This window comes from Streptomyces sp. NPDC033174, from assembly GCF_055577795.1.
The window spans coordinates 1,363,790-1,382,528 of the sequence record NZ_JBVIPQ010000001.1 but is presented as its reverse complement, the minus strand read 5'-3'; the positions used below and the strand labels follow the sequence as shown (position 1 = coordinate 1,382,528).

Annotated in this window: 12 protein-coding genes; 8 read left to right on the top strand and 4 right to left on the bottom strand. The window is 70.3% G+C overall.

The genetic code is table 11. From position 1 onward, the window contains the following. Nucleotides 1-114 precede the first annotated feature (114 nt). The 4 genes from ACZ5VC_RS06215 to ACZ5VC_RS06200 all read left to right on the top strand — a co-directional run bounded on the left by ACZ5VC_RS06215 (nucleotide 115) and on the right by ACZ5VC_RS06200 (nucleotide 5,265). The gene (locus tag ACZ5VC_RS06215; protein WP_469118955.1) at nucleotides 115-1,902 is read left to right on the top strand and encodes an LpqB family beta-propeller domain-containing protein; all 1,788 of its coding nucleotides are present in this window, start codon (nucleotides 115-117) and stop codon (nucleotides 1,900-1,902) included. Nucleotides 1,903-2,562: 660 nt separating this feature from the next. Beyond that, nucleotides 2,563-3,291, top strand: a complete 729-nt coding sequence (locus ACZ5VC_RS06210; protein WP_469118873.1) for a ComF family protein — start codon at nucleotides 2,563-2,565, stop codon at nucleotides 3,289-3,291. 334 nt (nucleotides 3,292-3,625) lie between these two features. After that, a complete protein-coding gene (gene hpf, locus ACZ5VC_RS06205) occupies nucleotides 3,626-4,315 on the top strand; it encodes a ribosome hibernation-promoting factor, HPF/YfiA family (RefSeq protein WP_469118872.1) in 690 nt (229 codons plus the stop codon). Between the two features lie 194 nt (nucleotides 4,316-4,509). Continuing rightward, entirely contained in the window at nucleotides 4,510-5,265 is a 756-nt protein-coding gene (locus ACZ5VC_RS06200) for a response regulator (RefSeq protein WP_469118871.1), read from the top strand. Nucleotides 5,266-5,372: 107 nt separating this feature from the next. Here ACZ5VC_RS06200 and ACZ5VC_RS06195 read toward each other — a convergent pair whose 3' ends face one another. Both ACZ5VC_RS06195 and ACZ5VC_RS06190 read right to left on the bottom strand, forming a co-directional pair. Beyond that, on the bottom strand, nucleotides 5,373-6,563 hold the full coding sequence (locus ACZ5VC_RS06195; RefSeq protein WP_469118870.1) for a winged helix-turn-helix domain-containing protein: 1,191 nt from the start codon (nucleotides 6,561-6,563) through the stop codon (nucleotides 5,373-5,375). A gap of 30 nt (nucleotides 6,564-6,593) precedes the next feature. Continuing rightward, a complete protein-coding gene (locus tag ACZ5VC_RS06190) occupies nucleotides 6,594-7,166 on the bottom strand; it encodes a GNAT family N-acetyltransferase (RefSeq protein ID WP_469118869.1) in 573 nt (190 codons plus the stop codon). A 239-nt stretch (nucleotides 7,167-7,405) separates the two neighbouring features. On the opposite strand from ACZ5VC_RS06190, the gene secA reads away from it, so the two are divergent. Beyond that, nucleotides 7,406-10,216: a preprotein translocase subunit SecA gene (gene secA, locus ACZ5VC_RS06185; RefSeq protein ID WP_469118868.1), complete on the top strand. Its 2,811-nt coding sequence runs from the start codon at nucleotides 7,406-7,408 to the stop codon at nucleotides 10,214-10,216. A 78-nt stretch (nucleotides 10,217-10,294) separates the two neighbouring features. Here the strand turns inward: secA and ACZ5VC_RS06180 are convergent, their stop codons facing one another. Further along, nucleotides 10,295-10,990 (bottom strand): Rv3235 family protein, encoded by a 696-nt coding sequence (locus ACZ5VC_RS06180; RefSeq protein ID WP_469118867.1) that lies wholly within the window; start codon nucleotides 10,988-10,990, stop codon nucleotides 10,295-10,297. A 277-nt stretch (nucleotides 10,991-11,267) separates the two neighbouring features. On the opposite strand from ACZ5VC_RS06180, the gene ACZ5VC_RS06175 reads away from it, so the two are divergent. Together ACZ5VC_RS06175 and ACZ5VC_RS06170 are read left to right on the top strand one after the other, a co-directional pair. Continuing rightward, nucleotides 11,268-11,774 (top strand): DUF6912 family protein, encoded by a 507-nt coding sequence (locus tag ACZ5VC_RS06175; RefSeq protein ID WP_469118866.1) that lies wholly within the window; start codon nucleotides 11,268-11,270, stop codon nucleotides 11,772-11,774. A gap of 98 nt (nucleotides 11,775-11,872) precedes the next feature. Then, on the top strand, nucleotides 11,873-12,535 hold the full coding sequence (locus tag ACZ5VC_RS06170; RefSeq protein WP_469118954.1) for an HAD family hydrolase: 663 nt from the start codon (nucleotides 11,873-11,875) through the stop codon (nucleotides 12,533-12,535). A gap of 194 nt (nucleotides 12,536-12,729) precedes the next feature. On the opposite strand, the gene ACZ5VC_RS06165 is transcribed toward ACZ5VC_RS06170, so the two are convergent. Next, complete coding sequence (locus tag ACZ5VC_RS06165) at nucleotides 12,730-13,296, bottom strand: DJ-1/PfpI family protein (protein WP_469118865.1); 567 nt, start codon at nucleotides 13,294-13,296, stop codon at nucleotides 12,730-12,732. Between the two features lie 467 nt (nucleotides 13,297-13,763). On the opposite strand from ACZ5VC_RS06165, the gene ACZ5VC_RS06160 reads away from it, so the two are divergent. Continuing rightward, nucleotides 13,764-18,713, top strand: coding sequence for an NAD-glutamate dehydrogenase (locus ACZ5VC_RS06160; RefSeq protein WP_469118864.1), 4,950 nt, complete (start codon nucleotides 13,764-13,766; stop codon nucleotides 18,711-18,713). The last annotated feature ends 26 nt before the right edge of the window (nucleotides 18,714-18,739 follow it).

Below are 18,739 nucleotides of genomic sequence, written 5' to 3'. Positions count from 1 at the left end.
CTCGGCAGGACCTTTTTCATCAGCAGGACCTCCTTCATCGGCAGGACCTGTTTCAAGGGACAGGGGCGTGAGCGCACCCTGTCGTGGGGGGTCACCTCTCTCGCCGTCGGCGGCATGCTGCTGACCGGCTGCGCGACGATGCCGGACAGCGGCGACGTGAGCAATGTGAAGGCCTCCAACCCCGGGGACTCGCAGGTCCGCGTGTACGCGGTGCAGCCCCGGGAGAGCGCGGAGCCCGAGGAGATCGTCGACGGCTTTCTCGAGGCGATGACCAGTGACGACCCTGGTTTCGCCACGGCCAGGAAGTATCTGACCAAGCAGGCGGCGCAGACCTGGCGGCCGGAGGAGCGGATCACGGTCCTCACCACCGCTCCGGACCGCAAGCAGGCGGTGACCACCGGCGGGCGCGACGGCCAGGGCCGCAGCTATCCGCTGACCGGCCGGAAGGTCGCGACCGTCGATGCCCGCCACGCATACCAGCCGGTCGCGCCCACCGAGTACACCGGCACGGTCCATCTGGTGCAGGAAGCCCGGGCGGACGGCAAGGGCAAGGAGTGGCGGATCGACGCCCTGCCGCCCGGGCTGGTGCTCAGCGAGTCGGACTTCCAGCGCAACTACAGTTCCGTCAACAAGTACTACTTCGCCTCCGGGCAGGACTGGGTCGTCGCCGATCCGGTCTACATCCGGCAGCGGCAGGACCCCGTCACGCGCATGGACCCGGTGGCGCAGACGGTCAAGGCACTCCTCGAAGGCCCGACGAACTGGCTGAAGCCCGTGGTCACCTCGCGCTTCCCCACCGGGACGGCACTGAAGGAGGGGGTCACCTCACTGACCCCCGACGACCAGAGCACGTTGAAGGTGCCGCTGAACGGCAAGGCCGACCAGGTGGGGCACGACCAGTGCCGCCGGATGTCCGCGCAACTGCTGTTCACACTGGGAGATCTGCGCTCGGCGCGGGTCGAGCAGGTGGAGTTGCAACGTGAGGACGGCTCCCAGCTGTGTGTGGTGGGCAAGGCACAGGCCGAGGAGTTCGCCGCGGACCGCGCCTCGGGCACGCCCGACAATCCGTACTTCGTCGACGATCAGGGGAAGCTGGCGCTGCTCGACGCCGGTGCGAAGGACGTGGGCAGGGAGAAGCCCGAGAACGTCCTCGGGCCGTTCGGCAACGGTGTCGTGAAGCTGTCGACGGTCGCGGTGGCGCGGGACGAGAAGCACGCCGCAGGTGTCACGCAGGGCGGCCGCGAGCTGCGCGTGGCGTCGATCATGTCGGACGGTGAACCGCCCGAGCCGCTGGTGCGGAGCGTGGCCAAGCGCCCCGAGGACCGGCTTTCCACGCCGAGTTGGGACGGCCGCGGTGACCTGTGGGTCGCCGACCGCGACCCGGTGAAGCCACGCCTGTTGATGCTGTCCGGCGGCGCCGGCGCTCCGGTGGAGGTCAAGACACCCTGGATCGAGGGCGCCCGGGTGGAATGCCTTCGCGTTTCCGCCGACGGCGTACGGATCGCCCTGCTGCTGAAGAAGGACGGCCTGAGCACGCTGCACATCGGGCGGATCGAACGGCAGGGGTCCGGCGCGCGGCAGACGGTGTCCGTCGTGGACCTCCAGCCCGCGGCGCCCCGGATGGAGACGGTCACCGCCGTGTCCTGGGCGGGGCCGAGCCGGCTCGTCGTGGTGGGCAAGGAAGCCGGCGGGGTCGAGCAGGTGCGGTACATCCGTACGGACGGGTCGACGTCGGCCGGAGGCGTCCTGCCGGGGCTGAACGAAGTGACGGCGGTCGCCGCGGCGAACGACGACCGGGCGCCGGTGGTGGCGGACTCGGGAGACGGCATCGCACGCCTGGTCGGCGGCGCGAACTGGCAGCCGATGGTGGAGACGGGGTCGGCGCCGGTCTACCCCGGTTAGATCCTTCGATCGGGAGGGGAGCCGGCGGAAGCCGTGTTACGCCGGCTCGGTCGCTCCGCCGGGGCCTCGCGGGGTGGCGCCTGGGTGTCGGCCCCTCTGCCGGGGCCACGGTCGCCGGGCGGCCCCCGGCCTGGTGTCGCCTGGGTGTCGGCCCCTCTGCCGGGCTCACGGTCGCCGGGCGGCCTCGGGATTTCGCCGGTTCACGCCTCCTGCCGTGTGGGCGTCGGCCTCTTCGCCGGGCGGTGGCCGGGCCCTGCGGGGTGCGCCGCCGCGCCGCGGGGGCGTCGGCCTTCCGCCGGTCGGTGCCCGGTTCCTCTCGGACCGCGCCTCGGTGCCGCGCGTCCGGTCGGCCCTTGCCACCGGGCGACACCCGGAGTCCTCGCGGTGTGGCCCTCGGGAGTGTGGTGGCGGCGTCAACCTCTTCGCCGGGCTCGTGGTCGCCGGTGCGGCACCCAGGGTCCGCGTGGTGTGCGCCCTTGGCGCCGCGTCGGGCGGCGTCAACCCTGTTCGCCGGGCCCACGGGGCGCCGGCGGCGCCCGGGCCCGCCCAGGTTCGTGCTCCCGGCGCCGCGCGGCCCCCTTCGCCCCTCCGCCCGTCACCCGTCGCGCCCCGTTGTCCACAGGGGTGGCCCCGTTCCTCTGGCAGGGGCACAGTGAGGGCATGCGGGGGTGGTGGCGAGAGATCGCCGGGCTGGTGCTGCCGGTTGCCTGTAGTGGATGCGGCAGTCCTCGTACACCGCTGTGCGCCGAGTGCGGCCGGGCGCTGTACGGGGCGGGCGCGCGCCGTGTCGTTCCCGTGCCGGAGCCGGAGGGGCTTCCGGTGGTCTGTGCCGCGGCGCCGTACGCCGACTCCGTACGGGCCGTGCTGCTGGCGCACAAGGAGCGTGGCGCGCTCGGGCTCGCTGGGCCGCTCGGCGTCGCGCTGGCCGGTGCCGTCAGGGCTGCCTGTGGGCCTCCTGCCGCCTTCGGGGCCGGATCGCTGGCGCTGGTGCCGATGCCTTCCTCCCGGCGCGCGCTGCGGGCACGTGGGCATGATCCGGCCCTCCGAATCGCGCGCGCCGCAGCCGCCGAACTGCGCAGCACGGGGATCGCGGCCGTGGTCGTCCCGGTGCTGCGCCAGCGGCGCGCGGTCCTCGACCAGTCCGGTCTGGGAGCCAGGGCGCGGCTGAGGAACATGGCCGGGGCGCTGGAGGTCGCCGCCGGTGGAGCGCGGCTCCTGGGCGACGCGCGGGTGGTGCTCGTGGATGACCTCATGACGACGGGGGCGTCACTGGCGGAGGCGGCGAGGGCACTGAGTGCCGTGAATCAGCCGCAATTCGCGGGGCCGTTGCCCCCGGCGGCCGCGGTCGTGGCGGTTTCGCCGCTCTCCTGGGAAATAAACCGGAACTGACGGGGAAGTTGGAACGTTGCAGGTAGTGAGACGGCAAAAGCACCTGATCGGAGGTACGTGCTGGTAGCGGGTGCCGACACCCGTCCGAGCGAGCTATGTTCGGTTGTGAGGAATGGCGATTGCCAGGACCTCATCGAATGCACGGGTGCGCCTGAAGGACGGGAGTTCAGGGCGGACGAACCTCAAAATCGGTGGGGTGGGGATCTTGCCGACTGGGGAGGAGGAGGTGAAAGTCGCCAAGTCCGAGACTCCGGTACTCACCGGAGTTCTGGTGCAAAGGGAGATGCTCGCCGGTCCAAGAGCCGGTCAGAGTGATCCGGGAACGGAGTTCTGCGTGGACATCGTCGTCAAGGGCCGCAAGACCGAGGTGCCCGAGCGGTTCCGCAAGCACGTGGCCGAGAAGCTGAAGCTGGAGAAGATCCAGAAGCTCGACGGCAAGGTGATCAGCCTCGACGTCGAGGTGTCCAAGGAACACAACCCGCGGCAGGCCGACCGGTCGGACCGCGTGGAGATCACCCTCCACTCCCGAGGCCCGGTGATCCGGGCAGAGGCGGCCGCCGGCGACCCGTACGCAGCGCTTGACCTGGCAACGGGCAAGCTCGAGGCGCGACTGCGCAAGCAGCACGACAAGCGCCACACCCGCCGGGGCAACGGTCGGCTCTCCGCGGCGGAGGTCGCCGACGTCGTGCCGGGCGTGGCCCAGCTCAACGGCAGCGGCGCACCCGTGACGGATGAACAGCCGGGTGCCATTCCCACCACGAAGATCGGCTCGCTCGAAGTGCAGGGCGAGGGACCGCTGGTGGTGCGCGAGAAGGTCCACACCGCTGCCCCGATGACGCTCGACCAGGCGCTCTACGAGATGGAGCTGGTCGGGCACGACTTCTATCTGTTCGTCGATTCCGACACCAAGCAGCCGAGTGTGGTCTACCGGCGACATGCCTACGACTATGGCGTCATCCACCTGGAATCCGACCCGCTCGCCGGTACCGAGGGCGCCGGCGCCGGTGGTGCGCTCGGCGGCTGACGGCGGCCGACACCGTCTCTCATGGTGCCCCTGGAGCGCCTTTCGCGCCCCCAGGGGCACCCTCGTGCGACCACGGGATCACCGCGCTGCCGCCCGGGCATGAAATCATGGCGTCCCACGCCAACCCGTGCTCTGTGAAGTGCGGTTGGTGACCAAAACATGAATTCAGGCCACGGCCTTCAGGGGGAGGAACGATGGCGGACGGCTTCGGTCCGGTGCACAGCGGCCGGGACTCCGATTGCGCGACCGCTCCCGAGGGAGCGGATTCGGCCGATCGGCAGTCCCGAAAAGAGCCGATCCGGGTCCTCGTGGTGGACGATCACGCCCTTTTCCGACGCGGTCTGGAGATCGTCCTCGCGCAGGAGGAGGACATTCAGGTCGTCGGTGAGGCCGGGGACGGCGCGGAGGCCGTCGACAAGGCCGCCGATCTGCTGCCGGACATCGTGCTGATGGACGTACGGATGCCCAAGCGCGGCGGCATCGAGGCCTGCACCTCCATCAAGGAGGTCGCCCCCAGCGCCAAGATCATCATGCTGACGATCAGCGACGAGGAGGCGGACCTCTACGACGCGATCAAGGCGGGCGCGACCGGCTATCTCCTCAAGGAGATCTCCACCGACGAGGTGTCCACCGCGATCCGCGCAGTGGCCGATGGGCAGTCGCAGATCAGCCCGTCGATGGCGTCCAAGCTGCTGACCGAGTTCAAGTCGATGATCCAGCGCACCGACGAGCGCCGGCTCGTGCCGGCGCCCCGGTTGACCGACCGCGAGCTGGAGGTCCTCAAGCTGGTGGCCACGGGCATGAACAACCGTGACATCGCCAAGGAGTTGTTCATCTCCGAGAACACCGTGAAGAACCACGTCCGCAACATCCTGGAGAAGCTGCAGCTGCACTCCAGGATGGAGGCCGTGGTCTATGCGATGCGGGAGAAGATCCTCGAGATCAGGTGAGACGCCACAACTGATCGCAACTCACCACAACTCGCCACGACTCGTCCCGCCTGAAGCGCGATCCTCACCGCTCCTCACGGCGGTCCCGGCGAGTGACTCCCGAACCGTCAGCCCAACGCGGCCACGAGCTCGGCGGTGAGGTCGTGGCGGTCGACGTGCTCGACCCGGACCGCGTCGCAGCCCACCCACTCGGCCGCCTCGCGCAGTGCCTGCGCCATCGGGCCCACGGCCTTCGGGGTGTCCAGGAAGACCCGCTTCGCCACCAGCGTGCTCCCCTCGCGCGCCGGGTCCACCCGGCCGAGCAGCTTTCCGCCCGCGAGCAGTGGCATGGCGAAGTAACCGTGCACCCGCTTCTGCTTGGGGACGTAGGCCTCCAGCCGGTGGGTGAAGCCGAAGATCCGCTCCGTGCGGGCCCGCTCCCAGATCAGTGAGTCGAACGGCGACAGGAGTGTCGTGCGGTGCCGACCACGCGGCTCGGTCGCCAGGGCCTCCGGATCCGCCCAGGCCGGCTTCCCCCATCCTGCGACCGTCACCGGCACCAGACCGGAGTCCGCCACGACGGCGTCGAACTGCTCGCCCTTGAGGCGGTGGTAGTCCGCGATGTCCGCGCGGGTGCCCACGCCGAGGGCCTGCCCGGCCAGCCGGACGAGGCGGCGCAGGCACTCGGTGTCGTCGAGGTCGTCGTGGAGCAGCTCGTCCGGGACGGCGCGCTCTGCCAGGTCGTACACCCGCTTCCAGCCGCGCCGCTCGGTGCACACCACCTCGCCGTACATCAGCGCCCGCTCGACGGCGACCTTCGACTCGGACCAGTCCCACCACTCGCCCTTGTTCTTCGCGCCTCCGAGGTCCGTGGCGGTGAGCGGCCCCTCGGCGCGCAGCTGCTTGATCACCGCGTCGTAGGCACCGTCCGGCAGGTCGTGGTACCAGTGCGGGCGGGAGCGGTAGGCGCGGCGGCGGAAGGCGAAGTGCGGCCACTCCTCGACCGGCAGGATGCAGGCCGCGTGCGACCAGTACTCGAAGGCGTGGGGTCGTGTCGCGGACGTGCCGGGGGACGCACCGGTCCAGTACGCCTTCTCGACCGTGGTCCGGCCGACGGCGCCCAGGCGTGCGTAGGGGATCAGCTCGTGCGAGCGGGCCAGCACCGAAATCGTGTCGAGCTGTACGGCACCGAGGCGGCGCAGTACGCCCCGCACGCCCTGCCGGCGGTCGGGGGCGCCCAGGAAGCCCTGGGCGCGCAGCGCGATGCGGCGGGCTTCGTCGGCGGACAGTTCGGCGGCGGGAGGCGGCGCGGTCGTCATGCTTCGCACACTAGGGCCGGCCACTGACACTCAGGTCCCCGCCGGGAGGTACGCGTGGGCGCCGGGCAGGCCGAGGTCGGAGGGCAGCAGCGCGCCGACCCAGCAGTCCCTCAGCGTGCCCTGGTTGAGCAGCCCCGCGCGCAGGATGCCCTCCACGGTGAAGCCGGCCTTCTCGGCGAGCGCGCGGGAACCGGTGTTGCCCACCTCGGCCCGCCACTCCAGGCGGGTGCAGGACAGCTCGGTGAAGGCCCAGTGGGCCAGGGTGCGCACGACCTCGGTCATGTATCCGTTGCCGCGGTGCTCCTTCGCGGTCCAGTAGCCGACCTCCCAGGTGCCCGTGCGGGGGTGGTGGAGGCTGCTCGCCGCGAGCAGCGGGCCGCCGTCGCGCGGCTCCACGGCGAAGGTGTACTCGGTGTCGTTGCGCCACCCGTCCGGTACGTGCTGCCGAAGAAAGCCCTCGGCGTGCTGCCGCTCGTAGGGGGAGGGGATCGTCGTCCACCGCTGGATGTCGGGGTCCTGACACGCCGCGTACACGGCGTCCGCGTCGTCGGGGACGAAGGTGCGCAGCCGCAGGCGATCGGTCGTGAGAGTGATGGGCTCCATGACGGGATTCTGCTGATCCGGCGCGCGAAGGGCGAACACTTTTCGGGAACAGCGGCACCTTCCGAGCGTCCCGTGCGTTGTCTTTCAGTGCGGTGGTGGTCCCCGGACCCGGCAGGCCTCCCGGCGCGGTGCGGTCCTCGCTTACGATGGCCGTTGCGGTGGGGCCCGCTCGCCGCGCCCGCGCCCGTGTCCATGACAAGACCCAGTGCCAGGCCCGACCGGCAAGGAGACCAGCCTCAGTGTCCGTCTTCAACAAGCTCATGCGTGCAGGCGAAGGCAAGATCCTGCGCAAACTGCACCGCATCGCGGACCAGGTCAACTCCATCGAAGAGGACTTCGTCAAGCTCTCCGACGCCGAGTTGCGGGCGCTCACCGAGGAGTACAAGCAGCGCTACGCCGACGGCGAGAGCCTCGACGACCTGCTTCCCGAGGCCTTCGCGACCGTCCGCGAGGCCGCCAAGCGCGTCCTCGGCCAGCGCCATTACGACGTCCAGCTGATGGGTGGCGCCGCGCTGCACCTCGGCTATGTCGCCGAGATGAAGACCGGTGAGGGCAAGACCCTCGTCGGCACGCTGCCCGCGTACCTGAACGCGCTCTCCGGCAAGGGCGTGCACCTGATCACGGTCAACGACTACCTGGCCGAGCGCGACTCCGAGATGATGGGCCGGGTGCACAAGTTCCTCGGCCTCGAGGTCGGCTGCATCCTCGCCAACATGACGCCCGCACAGCGCCGTGAGCAGTACGCCGCCGACATCACCTACGGCACGAACAACGAGTTCGGCTTCGACTACCTGCGCGACAACATGGCGTGGTCCCAGGACGAGCTCGTGCAGCGCGGCCACAACTTCGCCTGTGTCGACGAGGTCGACTCGATCCTGGTCGACGAGGCCCGTACGCCGCTGATCATCTCCGGCCCGGCCGACCAGGCCACCAAGTGGTACGGCGACTTCGCCAAGCTGGTCACGCGTCTCACCAAGGGTGAGGCGGGCAACCAGCTCAAGGGCATCGAGGAGACCGGCGACTACGAGGTCGACGAGAAGAAGCGCACCGTCGCCATCCACGAGGCCGGCGTCGCCAAGGTCGAGGACTGGCTGGGCATCGACAACCTCTACGAGTCGGTGAACACCCCCCTCGTCGGGTACCTGAACAACGCCATCAAGGCGAAGGAACTGTTCAAGAAGGACAAGGACTACGTCGTCATCGACGGCGAAGTCATGATCGTCGACGAGCACACCGGCCGTATCCTCGCCGGCCGCCGCTACAACGAGGGCATGCACCAGGCGATCGAGGCGAAGGAAGGGGTGGACATCAAGGACGAGAACCAGACGCTCGCGACGATCACCCTGCAGAACTTCTTCCGCCTCTACGACAAGCTCTCCGGCATGACCGGTACGGCCATGACCGAGGCCGCCGAGTTCCACCAGATCTACAAGCTCGGCGTCGTCCCGATCCCCACGAACAGGCCGATGGTCCGCAAGGACCAGTCCGACCTGATCTACCGGACCGAGGTCGCCAAGTTCGCCGCCGTCGTCGACGACATCGCGGAGAAGCACGAGAAGGGTCAGCCGATCCTCGTCGGTACGACGTCGGTCGAGAAGTCCGAGTACCTCTCGCAGCAGCTCTCCAAGCGCGGCATCCAGCACGAGGTGCTCAACGCCAAGCAGCACGACCGTGAGGCGACGATCGTCGCCCAGGCCGGCCGCAAGGGCGCGGTCACGGTCGCCACCAACATGGCCGGCCGTGGTACCGACATCAAGCTCGGCGGCAACCCCGACGACCTGGCCGAGGCGGAGCTGCGCCAGCGCGGTCTGGACCCGGTCGAGCACGTCGAGGAGTGGGCCGCGGCCCTGCCCGCCGCGCTGGAGCGCGCCGAGCTGGCGGTCAAGGCCGAGTTCGAGGAGGTCAAGGAGCTCGGTGGGCTCTATGTCCTCGGCACCGAGCGCCACGAGTCCCGTCGTATCGACAACCAGCTGCGCGGTCGTTCCGGCCGTCAGGGAGACCCGGGCGAGTCCCGCTTCTACCTCTCCCTCGGCGACGACCTGATGCGTCTGTTCAAGGCGCAGATGGTCGAGCGCGTGATGGCCATGGCCAACGTGCCCGACGACGTCCCGATCGAGAACAAGATGGTGACGCGCGCGATCGCGTCGGCCCAGTCGCAGGTCGAGCAGCAGAACTTCGAGACGCGTAAGAACGTCCTGAAGTACGACGAGGTGCTCAACCGCCAGCGTGAGGTCATCTACGGCGAGCGCCGCCGCGTCCTGGAGGGCGAGGACCTGCACGAGCAGGTGCGGCACTTCATGGACGACACGATCGACGACTACATCCGCCAGGAGACCGCCGAGGGCTTCGCGGAGGAGTGGGACCTCGACCGGCTGTGGAACGCGTTCAAGCAGCTCTACCCGGTGAAGGTCACCGTCGAGGAGCTCGAGGACGCCGCCGGCGACCGTGCCGGCATCACCGCCGAGTTCATCGCCGAGTCCGTCAAGGACGACATCCACGAGCAGTACGACGCCCGTGAGAAGCAGCTCGGCTCGGAGATCATGCGCGAGCTGGAGCGGCGCGTGGTGCTGTCTGTGCTGGACCGCAAGTGGCGCGAGCACCTCTACGAGATGGACTACCTCCAGGAGGGCATCGGCCTGCGGGCCATGGCGCAGAAGGACCCGCTGGTCGAGTACCAGCGCGAGGGCTTCGACATGTTCACCGCCATGATGGAGGGCATCAAGGAGGAGTCCGTCGGCTACCTGTTCAACCTGGAGGTCCAGGTCGAGCAGCAGGTCGAGGAGGTCCCGGTCCAGGACAGGGCTCCTTCGCTCACCAAGGAGGACGCGGTCCCCGCGGGCGCGTCCCGTCCGGAGATCCGCGCCAAGGGTCTCGACGCCCCGCAGCGGCCGGACCGGCTGCACTTCTCCGCCCCGACGGTTGATGGCGAGGGTGGTGTCGTCGAGGGCGACTTCGCCTCCGACAGTGCCTCGGGGGACGGCGGCCTGACCCGCGCGGAGCGGCGCAAGGCGCAGAAGAGCGGTGGCGGCGGCCGTCGCCGCAAGAAGTAACCGCGTAGGACCGCATAGGACTGCGTAGGGCCGTTACGACTCAGGGGCCGGGCACCGGGAAGGTGCCCGGCCCCTTCGTCATACCCCGGCCCGGTCGCCGTCCAGCTCCACGACCGCGCAGCGCCAGCGCCGGTCGGTGCCGAGCTCCAGCCGGTACGCCATGGCGCGCAGCCGCCCGCCCGTCGCGATCGTGGCGTAGGCCTCCACGACTCCGGGGCGCGGCGGGAACCCGCCGCAGCGGTGCACCACGGGGCGGACGCCACGGTCCCGGAAGGGTGCCGAGGGGGCGAGCTGGACCAGCTGCTCGTACGCCTCGCCCACGGTCTGGCCGAGCATCCAGTGCACGGGGCGTTCGCCGCTGAGGACGGCGAGCAGGCGCTGTGCGAAGAGGACGTGCGGGGGCAGCGGACGACGCAGCGGGCCCGACCCGGGCCCGGGTCGGCTGCTGGGGCGGGGCGGGAGGGGCCGGGTCGAGCCGGGTCCGCGCCGGTCGCGGCGGCCGACCGTGCGTGCGGCGGAGGCGGATGCGGAAGCCGAGGCGGGGCCAGTGGAGGTGGTGGGCCCTGGGCCCGTGGTGGAGGCGACCGCGGGGGCGGACGTCGGAGCGGCGGCGAGACCGGCCCGGGAGGTGGCGGTGAGGCCGGCTTCGGAAGCGGCGCCGGGGCCGGCTTCGTAAGCGGCGGCACGGTCGGCGGTGAGGCCGGTGCCGGCGTCGGCCGTGCGCGCGGCGGGCGGATTCGTCGGACGGTCCTGCGCGGTGATGGTCCTGTTCATGGCGGTGGCCCCCGTTTCCGTCCGCCCCGGCGCTCTACCGGGCGGTAACTTCGTTTGGTGATCTTCTACGGGGGTGGCTGAACCGGTCGCAACGCCGCGGCGCCCGCGCGACGGGGCCCGGACGGTTCACCTATCAGGGTGACGAGAGGCCCTGCGCGCGCGCCCGGGGCCGTACAGCGCGGCCCATGGGTGGACGGCCCCCTGCCGGACCACAGAGCCCCGAAGGGGGACTCCACACGTATCCTGAGGGGGTTTCCGACTACGAAAGCGGCGAGCCATGCGTGTGTACGTCCCCCTCACCCTGCCCGGTCTGGCTCAGGCGCACAGGGCGGGCGAACTGGGTCCCGGCCCGGTGACCGCGTACGCCGTGACTCCCGCGCTGCGCGAGTGGTACGTCTCCGACGACATAGAGGAGCTCGAGTACGCCGCGCTCAGCCGGGCCGCCGCCGCCTCGCTGCGGATGCTCGCCGTCGACCCGAAGGCCGAGCGCCGCCGTGTCGTCGTCGCCGTCGACGTACCGGACGGGGCGGCGGTCTCCGACCCCCTGCACGGTCTGGACGCCTCCTCGCTGGGCGAGGTGCGGATCGCCGGCCCCGTACCGCTGGGCAAGGCGGCCGCGGTGCACGCCGACGCGGACGACGCGGAGGCGGACGTGTCCGCCGCGGCGGCCGCGCTGGGCGCCGCGGACCAGGGCGACGACGACGCGCAGTTCACGGTGGACGGGGCCGAGGACCACGAGCTGCTCTGGTTCGGTGTGCAGGAGATTCCGCAGCTCATCGGCTGAGCGCGGTCCGGCCGCCGCACTTTTCCGGCGCCGTTGTCGGAGCGGCCGGGTACCGTCTTTGGATGGGCATCCGCCAGGGGGTCGGTATGGGAACGGGCATGACGAAGCACGGCACGCATCTGGTCTGGGACTGGAACGGCACACTGCTCGATGACATCGACGCCGTCATCGGTGCGACGAACGCCGCGTTCCACGAGCTCGGGCTGGAACCCATCACCCTCGCGCGCTACCGGGAGCTGTACTGCGTTCCCGTGCCGCTCTTCTACAAGCGGCTCCTCGGGCGGCTGCCGACGGACGACGAGTGGCTCGTCATGGACGCGGCCTTCCACAAGCACTACTGGTCACGGGCGGACGCCTGCGGGCTCACGGTCGGCGCTGCGGAGCTGCTCGCCGCGCGGCAGAACGAGGGGCGGACGCAGTCCCTCCTCTCGCTCGCACCGCACGACCTGCTGCTGCCGATCGTCCGGCGCCACGGGATCGAGGAGCGGTTCGTCCGCGTCGACGGGCGGATAGGTACCTCGACCGCGGGCAAGGCCGAGCACATGGTGCGCCATCTGACGGCACTGGAAGGCGTGGCCCCCCAGCAGGTCGTCGTCATCGGCGACGCCGTGGACGACGCGGTGGCGGCGGCCCATGTGGGGGCCAAGGCGGTTCTGTACACCGGCGGCTCGCACAGCAGGGCGAGCCTGGAGAAGGCGCGCGTGCCGGTCGTGGACACGCTGGCCGAGGCGGTGGCACTGGCGGACGACCTGGCGGGCTAGCGTCGCCCCGCCGCTGGTGGACGGCCTGGCGGCGCAACGCGAACCCGGCGGGTGGCGACGCCCCGGCCGAGCCGCGACCCGGCCGGCCGGCGGCCCGCACGGCCCTCCGGCCGAGCCGCGACCCGTCGGGCCCGCTCGGGCCCAGCCAGCGGTCGGCCACGACCCGCCCCGCCGCGTCTCGCCCGTCCCTCAGCTCACGCCACCGGTGCCTTCGACCTCAGTACGTTCAGGAACTCCCGCATCCAGGCCGGGTGGTCCGGCCAGGCCCGGGACGACACCAGAGTGCCGTCCACGACCGCCTCGGTGTCCTGGAACGTGGCTCCCGCCGCCTCCATGTCCGGTTCCAGGGCCGGATAGGCGGTCACCCGCCGGCCCCGCAGACTGTCGATCGACGCCGTCAGCAGCGGGCCGTGGCAGATCTGCGCCACCGGCTTGTCCGCGTCGAAGAACGACTTGACGATCTTGCGGAGTTCGGGGTCGTTGCGCAGATACTCGGGCGCCCGTCCGCCCGGGACCACCAGGGCCGCGTACTGACCCGGATCAACTTCGGAGAAGGCCAGATCCGCCGGCCAGGTGTATCCGGGCTTCTCGGTGTACGTGTCGAAGCCGGGTTCGAAGTCATGCACCACGAATCGCAGGGTCTTGCGGGCGGGGGCGGCGAGATGCACCTCGTACCCCTCCTCGCGCAGGCGCTGGTACGGGTACAGGACCTCCAGCGACTCGGCGGCGTCGCCGGTGACGATGAGGATCTTGACTGCCATGACGGACGCTCCCCGGGTGTCGTATGTGCCTGGGTGTCGGGGCCACGGTGCATCCGGGGCCACGGTTTGCCAAGTCGGACCCGTCCGGACGGGCCGGATTCCGACCCCCTTGTGACCCGGGACCATCAAGGTCTCTTGTGTCGCTGTCCAGACTGTCAAACTTCCCGCCCCTGTTTTGTACACATAAGGCTCATGACGGGGCGGGGGTGGAGGGCGATAGCCTGGTGCCGTGATCAGCGCGATACGCCGTGGGGGCAGCGAAGCCCCCGGCCTGCGCCCGGAGTGCCACCGCGCCCGGGCGATCGTTGATCTTCTCATTCCGGGCCCGCTGCCGACATTGGCCAATAACGACCCGGGCATCTCTCATCGCGGCATAACGTCGACAGCGACCGGACACCCCGCGTCGTGGCGTTGCGCCTTTTCTTTCCCCTACGTCACGCAACGGCGCGCGACAGGAGCCAGAGGACATGCAGACCAAGCTGGACGAAGCCAAGGCCGAGCTGCTCGCACGGGCGGCCCGGGTAGCTGAGAACAGCCCGGTCGGGGGGCAACTTCCGACGGGGTCCGACAGCGGGGAGCGTCCCGACCAGGACACCCTGCTCGACTACCTCCAGCGCTACTACCTGCACACGGCACCCGAGGACCTCACGGACCGCGACCCGGTCGATGTGTACGGCGCGGCCCTGTCGCACTACCGGCTCGCGGAGAACCGCCCCCAGGGCACCGCGAACGTCCGCGTGCACACGCCCACGGTCGAGGAGAACGGCTGGACCTGCAGCCACTCGGTCGTCGAGGTCGTCACGGACGACATGCCCTTCCTCGTCGACTCCGTCACCAACGAGCTCTCCCGCCAGGGCCGCGGCATCCACGTCGTGATCCACCCGCAGGTCGTCGTCCGCCGCGACCTCACCGGCAAGCTCATCGAGGTGTTCACCTCCGAGGCCAGGGGCGAGCGTCCGCACGACGCCCTCACAGAGTCCTGGATCCACGTCGAGATCGACCGCGAGACCGACCGCGCCGACCTCAAGCAGATCACCACGGACCTGCTGCGCGTGCTGTCCGACGTCCGCGAGACCGTCGAGGACTGGGAGAAGATGCGCGACGCCGCGCTGCGCATCGCCGACGAGCTCCCCACCGAGCCGACCGCCTCCGACCTGCGGGACACGGAGGTCGAGGAGGCCCGCGAGCTGCTGCGCTGGCTCTCCGCCGATCACTTCACCTTCCTCGGCTACCGCGAGTACGACCTCGTCAACGGTGACGCGCTCGCCGCCGTGCCCGGCACGGGACTCGGCATCCTGCGCTCCGACCCGCACCACAGCGGCGACGACGCGCACGCGCACCCCATCTCGCCGTCCTTCAGCCGGCTGCCCGCCGACGCCCGCGCCAAGGCCCGTGAGCACAAGCTGCTCATCCTCACCAAGGCCAACAGCCGCTCCACCGTGCACCGCCCGTCCTACCTGGACTACATCGGCGTGAAGAAGTTCGACGCCGACGGCAACGTCATCGGTGAGCGCCGCTTCCTCGGTCTCTTCTCGTCCGCCGCCTACACCGAGTCCGTGCGCCGGGTGCCGGTCATCCGCCGCAAGGTCGACGAGGTGCTCGAGGGCGCGGGCTTCTCGCCCAACAGCCACGACGGCCGCGACCTGCTCCAGATTCTGGAGACGTACCCCCGCGACGAGCTCTTCCAGACGCCCGTCGACGAGCTGCGCTCCATCGTGACCTCCGTCCTCTACTTGCAGGAGCGCCGCCGGCTGCGGCTGTACCTGCGCCAGGACGAGTACGGGCGCTACTACTCCGCGCTGGTCTACCTTCCCCGCGACCGTTACACCACCGGTGTGCGCCTGCGGATCATCGACATCCTCAAGGAGGAACTGGGCGGCACCAGCGTCGACTTCACCGCCTGGAACACGGAGTCGATCCTCTCCCGGCTGCACTTCGTCGTCCGTGTCCCGCCGGGCACCGAGCTCGCCGCACTCACCGACGCCGACGTCGACCGCATCGAGGCCCGGCTGGTCGAGGCCGCCCGCTCCTGGTCCGACGGCTTCGCCGAGGCGCTCAACGCCGAAACCGGCGAGGAGCGCGCCGCCGAGCTGCTGCGCCGCTACGGCCACGCCTTCCCCGAGGGCTACAAGGCGGACCACTCGCCCCGTTCCGCCGTCGCCGACCTGGTCCACCTGGAGCAGCTCAGCCGTACGAAGAAGGACTTCGCCCTCTCGCTCTACGAGCCCGTCGGCGCCGGACCCGGCGAGCGCCGCTTCAAGATCTACCGGACGGGTGAGCAGGTCTCCCTCTCCGCCGTCCTGCCGGTCCTGAACCGGCTCGGCGTCGAGGTGATCGACGAGCGCCCGTACGAGCTGCGCTGCGCCGACCGTACGCACGCCTGGATCTACGACTTCGGCCTGCGCATGCCGAAGACCAACGGCGACCACCTCGCCGACGACGCCCGGGAGCGATTCCAGGAGGCCTTCGCCGCGTCCTGGACCGGCCGCGCCGAGAACGACGGCTTCAACGCCCTCGTCCTGAGCGCCGGGCTGAACTGGCGTCAGGCGATGGTGCTGCGCGCGTACGCCAAGTACCTGCGCCAGGCCGGCTCGACCTTCAGCCAGGACTACATGGAGGACACCCTCCGCAACAACGTGCACACCACCCGGCTGCTGGTCTCGCTCTTCGAGGCCCGGATGTCGCCGGAGCGCCAGCGCGCCGGCACCGAGCTGACGGACGGCCTGCTGGAGGAGCTGGACGGCGCCCTGGACCAGGTCGCGAGCCTGGACGAGGACCGCATCCTGCGCTCCTTCCTCACGGTCATCAAGGCGACGCTGCGCACGAACTTCTTCCAGAAGGCGGACGGCAGCGAGCCGCACGACTACGTGTCGATGAAGTTCGACCCGCAGGCGATTCCCGACCTGCCCGCGCCGCGCCCGGCGTTCGAGATCTGGGTCTACTCGCCGCGCGTCGAGGGTGTGCACCTGCGCTTCGGCAAGGTCGCGCGAGGCGGTCTGCGCTGGTCCGACCGGCGTGAGGACTTCCGTACGGAGATCCTCGGCCTGGTCAAGGCGCAGATGGTGAAGAACACCGTCATCGTGCCGGTCGGCGCCAAGGGCGGCTTCGTCGCCAAGCAGCTGCCGGACCCGGCCGTCGACCGGGACGCCTGGCTGGCCGAGGGCATCGCCAGCTACAAGACGTTCATCTCGGCGCTGCTCGACATCACCGACAACCTGGTCGCGGGCGAGGTCGTCCCGCCGGCCGACGTGGTCCGCCACGACGAGGACGACACGTACCTTGTGGTCGCCGCCGACAAGGGCACCGCGACCTTCTCGGACATCGCCAACAACGTCGCGATCGCCTACAACTTCTGGCTCGGTGACGCGTTCGCCTCCGGCGGCTCCGCCGGTTACGACCACAAGGGCATGGGCATCACCGCCCGCGGCGCCTGGGAGTCCGTCAAGCGCCACTTCCGGGAGCTCGGCCACGACACCCAGACCGAGGACTTCACGGTCGTCGGCGTCGGCGACATGTCCGGTGACGTGTTCGGCAACGGCATGCTGCTCTCGGAGCACATCCGGCTGGTCGCGGCCTTCGACCACCGCCACATCTTCATCGACCCGAACCCGGACGCGGCCGTCTCGTACGCCGAGCGCCGCCGGCTCTTCGAACTGCCCCGCAGCTCGTGGGCCGACTACAACGCGGACCTGCTGTCCCAGGGCGGTGGCATCCACCCGCGTACGGCCAAGTCGATCCCGATCAACGCGCAGGTCCGCGCGGCCCTCGGCATCGAGTCCGGCATCACCAAGATGACCCCGGCCGAGCTGATGCAGTCGATCCTCCACGCACCGGTCGACCTGCTGTGGAACGGCGGCATCGGTACGTACGTGAAGTCGTCGGTCGAGTCCAACGCCGACGTCGGCGACAAGGCCAACGACGCCATCCGCGTCAACGGCGAGAACCTGCGGGTCAAGGTCGTCGGCGAGGGCGGCAACCTGGGTCTGACCCAGCTGGGCCGGATCGAGTTCGACCGCAAGGGCGGCCCCGACGGCCAGGGCGGCAAGGTCAACACCGACGCCATCGACAACAGCGCCGGCGTGGACACCTCCGACCACGAGGTGAACATCAAGATCCTGCTCAACGGCCTGGTCTCCGACGGTGACATGACCGTCAAGCAGCGCAACCGGATCCTTGCCGAGATGACCGACGAGGTCGGCGCGCTCGTCCTGCGCAACAACTACGCGCAGAACGTGGCCCTGGCCAACGCCGTCACCCAGTCGCCCTCGCTGCTCCACGCCCACCAGCGCTTCATGCGCCGGCTGGGCCGCGACGGGCACCTCGACCGGGCGCTGGAGTTCCTGCCCAACGACCGGCAGATCCGCGAGCTGCTCAACAGCGGCAAGGGACTGAGCCAGCCGGAGCTCGCCGTCCTGCTCGCCTACACCAAGATCACGGTGGCGGACGAGCTGATCGGCACCGGCCTGCCGGACGACCCGTACCTGCGCGGGCTGCTGCACGCGTACTTCCCGAGCCAGCTGCGCGAGAAGTTCCCCGAGGCCATCGACGGCCACGCGCTGCGCCGCGAGATCGTCACGACCGTGCTGGTCAACGACACGGTGAACACGGGCGGCTCGACGTTCCTGCACCGGCTCCGCGAGGAGACGGGCGCCGCGATCGAGGAGATCGTGCGGGCGCACACCGCGGCCCGTGCCATCTTCGGTCTGGGCGAGGTGTGGGACGCCGTCGAGGCCCTGGACAACAAGGTTCCGGCCGATGTCCAGACCCGGATCCGGCTGCACTCGCGCCGGCTGGTGGAGCGCGGTACGCGCTGGCTGCTGGGCAACCGGCCGCAGCCGCTGGAGCTCGCGGAGACCATCGAGTTCTTCGCGGACCGGGTCGAGCACGTCTGGTCGGAGCTGGCGCAGATGCTGCGCGGGGCGGACCTGGAGTGGTACCAGTCGATCGTCGACGAGCTGACCTCGGCGGGCGTCCCGGAGGAGCTGGCCCTGCGGGTCGCCGGGTTCTCCTCGGCCTTCCCGACGCTGGACATCGTCGCGATCGCGGACCGTACGGGCAAGGAGCCGATGGCGGTCGCCGAGGTCTACTACGACCTGGCCGACCGGCTGCGGATCACCCAGCTGATGGACCGCATCATCGAGCTGCCGCGGGCCGACCGCTGGCAGTCGATGGCCCGTGCCTCCATCCGCGAGGACCTGTACGCCGCCCACGCCGCGCTGACGGCGGACGTGCTGTCGGCGGGCAACGGCGCATCCGCGCCGGAGGAGCGGTTCAAGGACTGGGAGCAGAAGAACGCGGCGATCCTGGGCCGGGCGCGGACGACCCTGGAGGAGATCCAGAGCTCGGACACGTTCGATCTGGCGAATCTGTCCGTGGCCATGCGGACCATGCGGCAGCTGCTGCGGTCGCACGCCTGAGGGCGTGAGCGCCTTCCGGGCGCGCG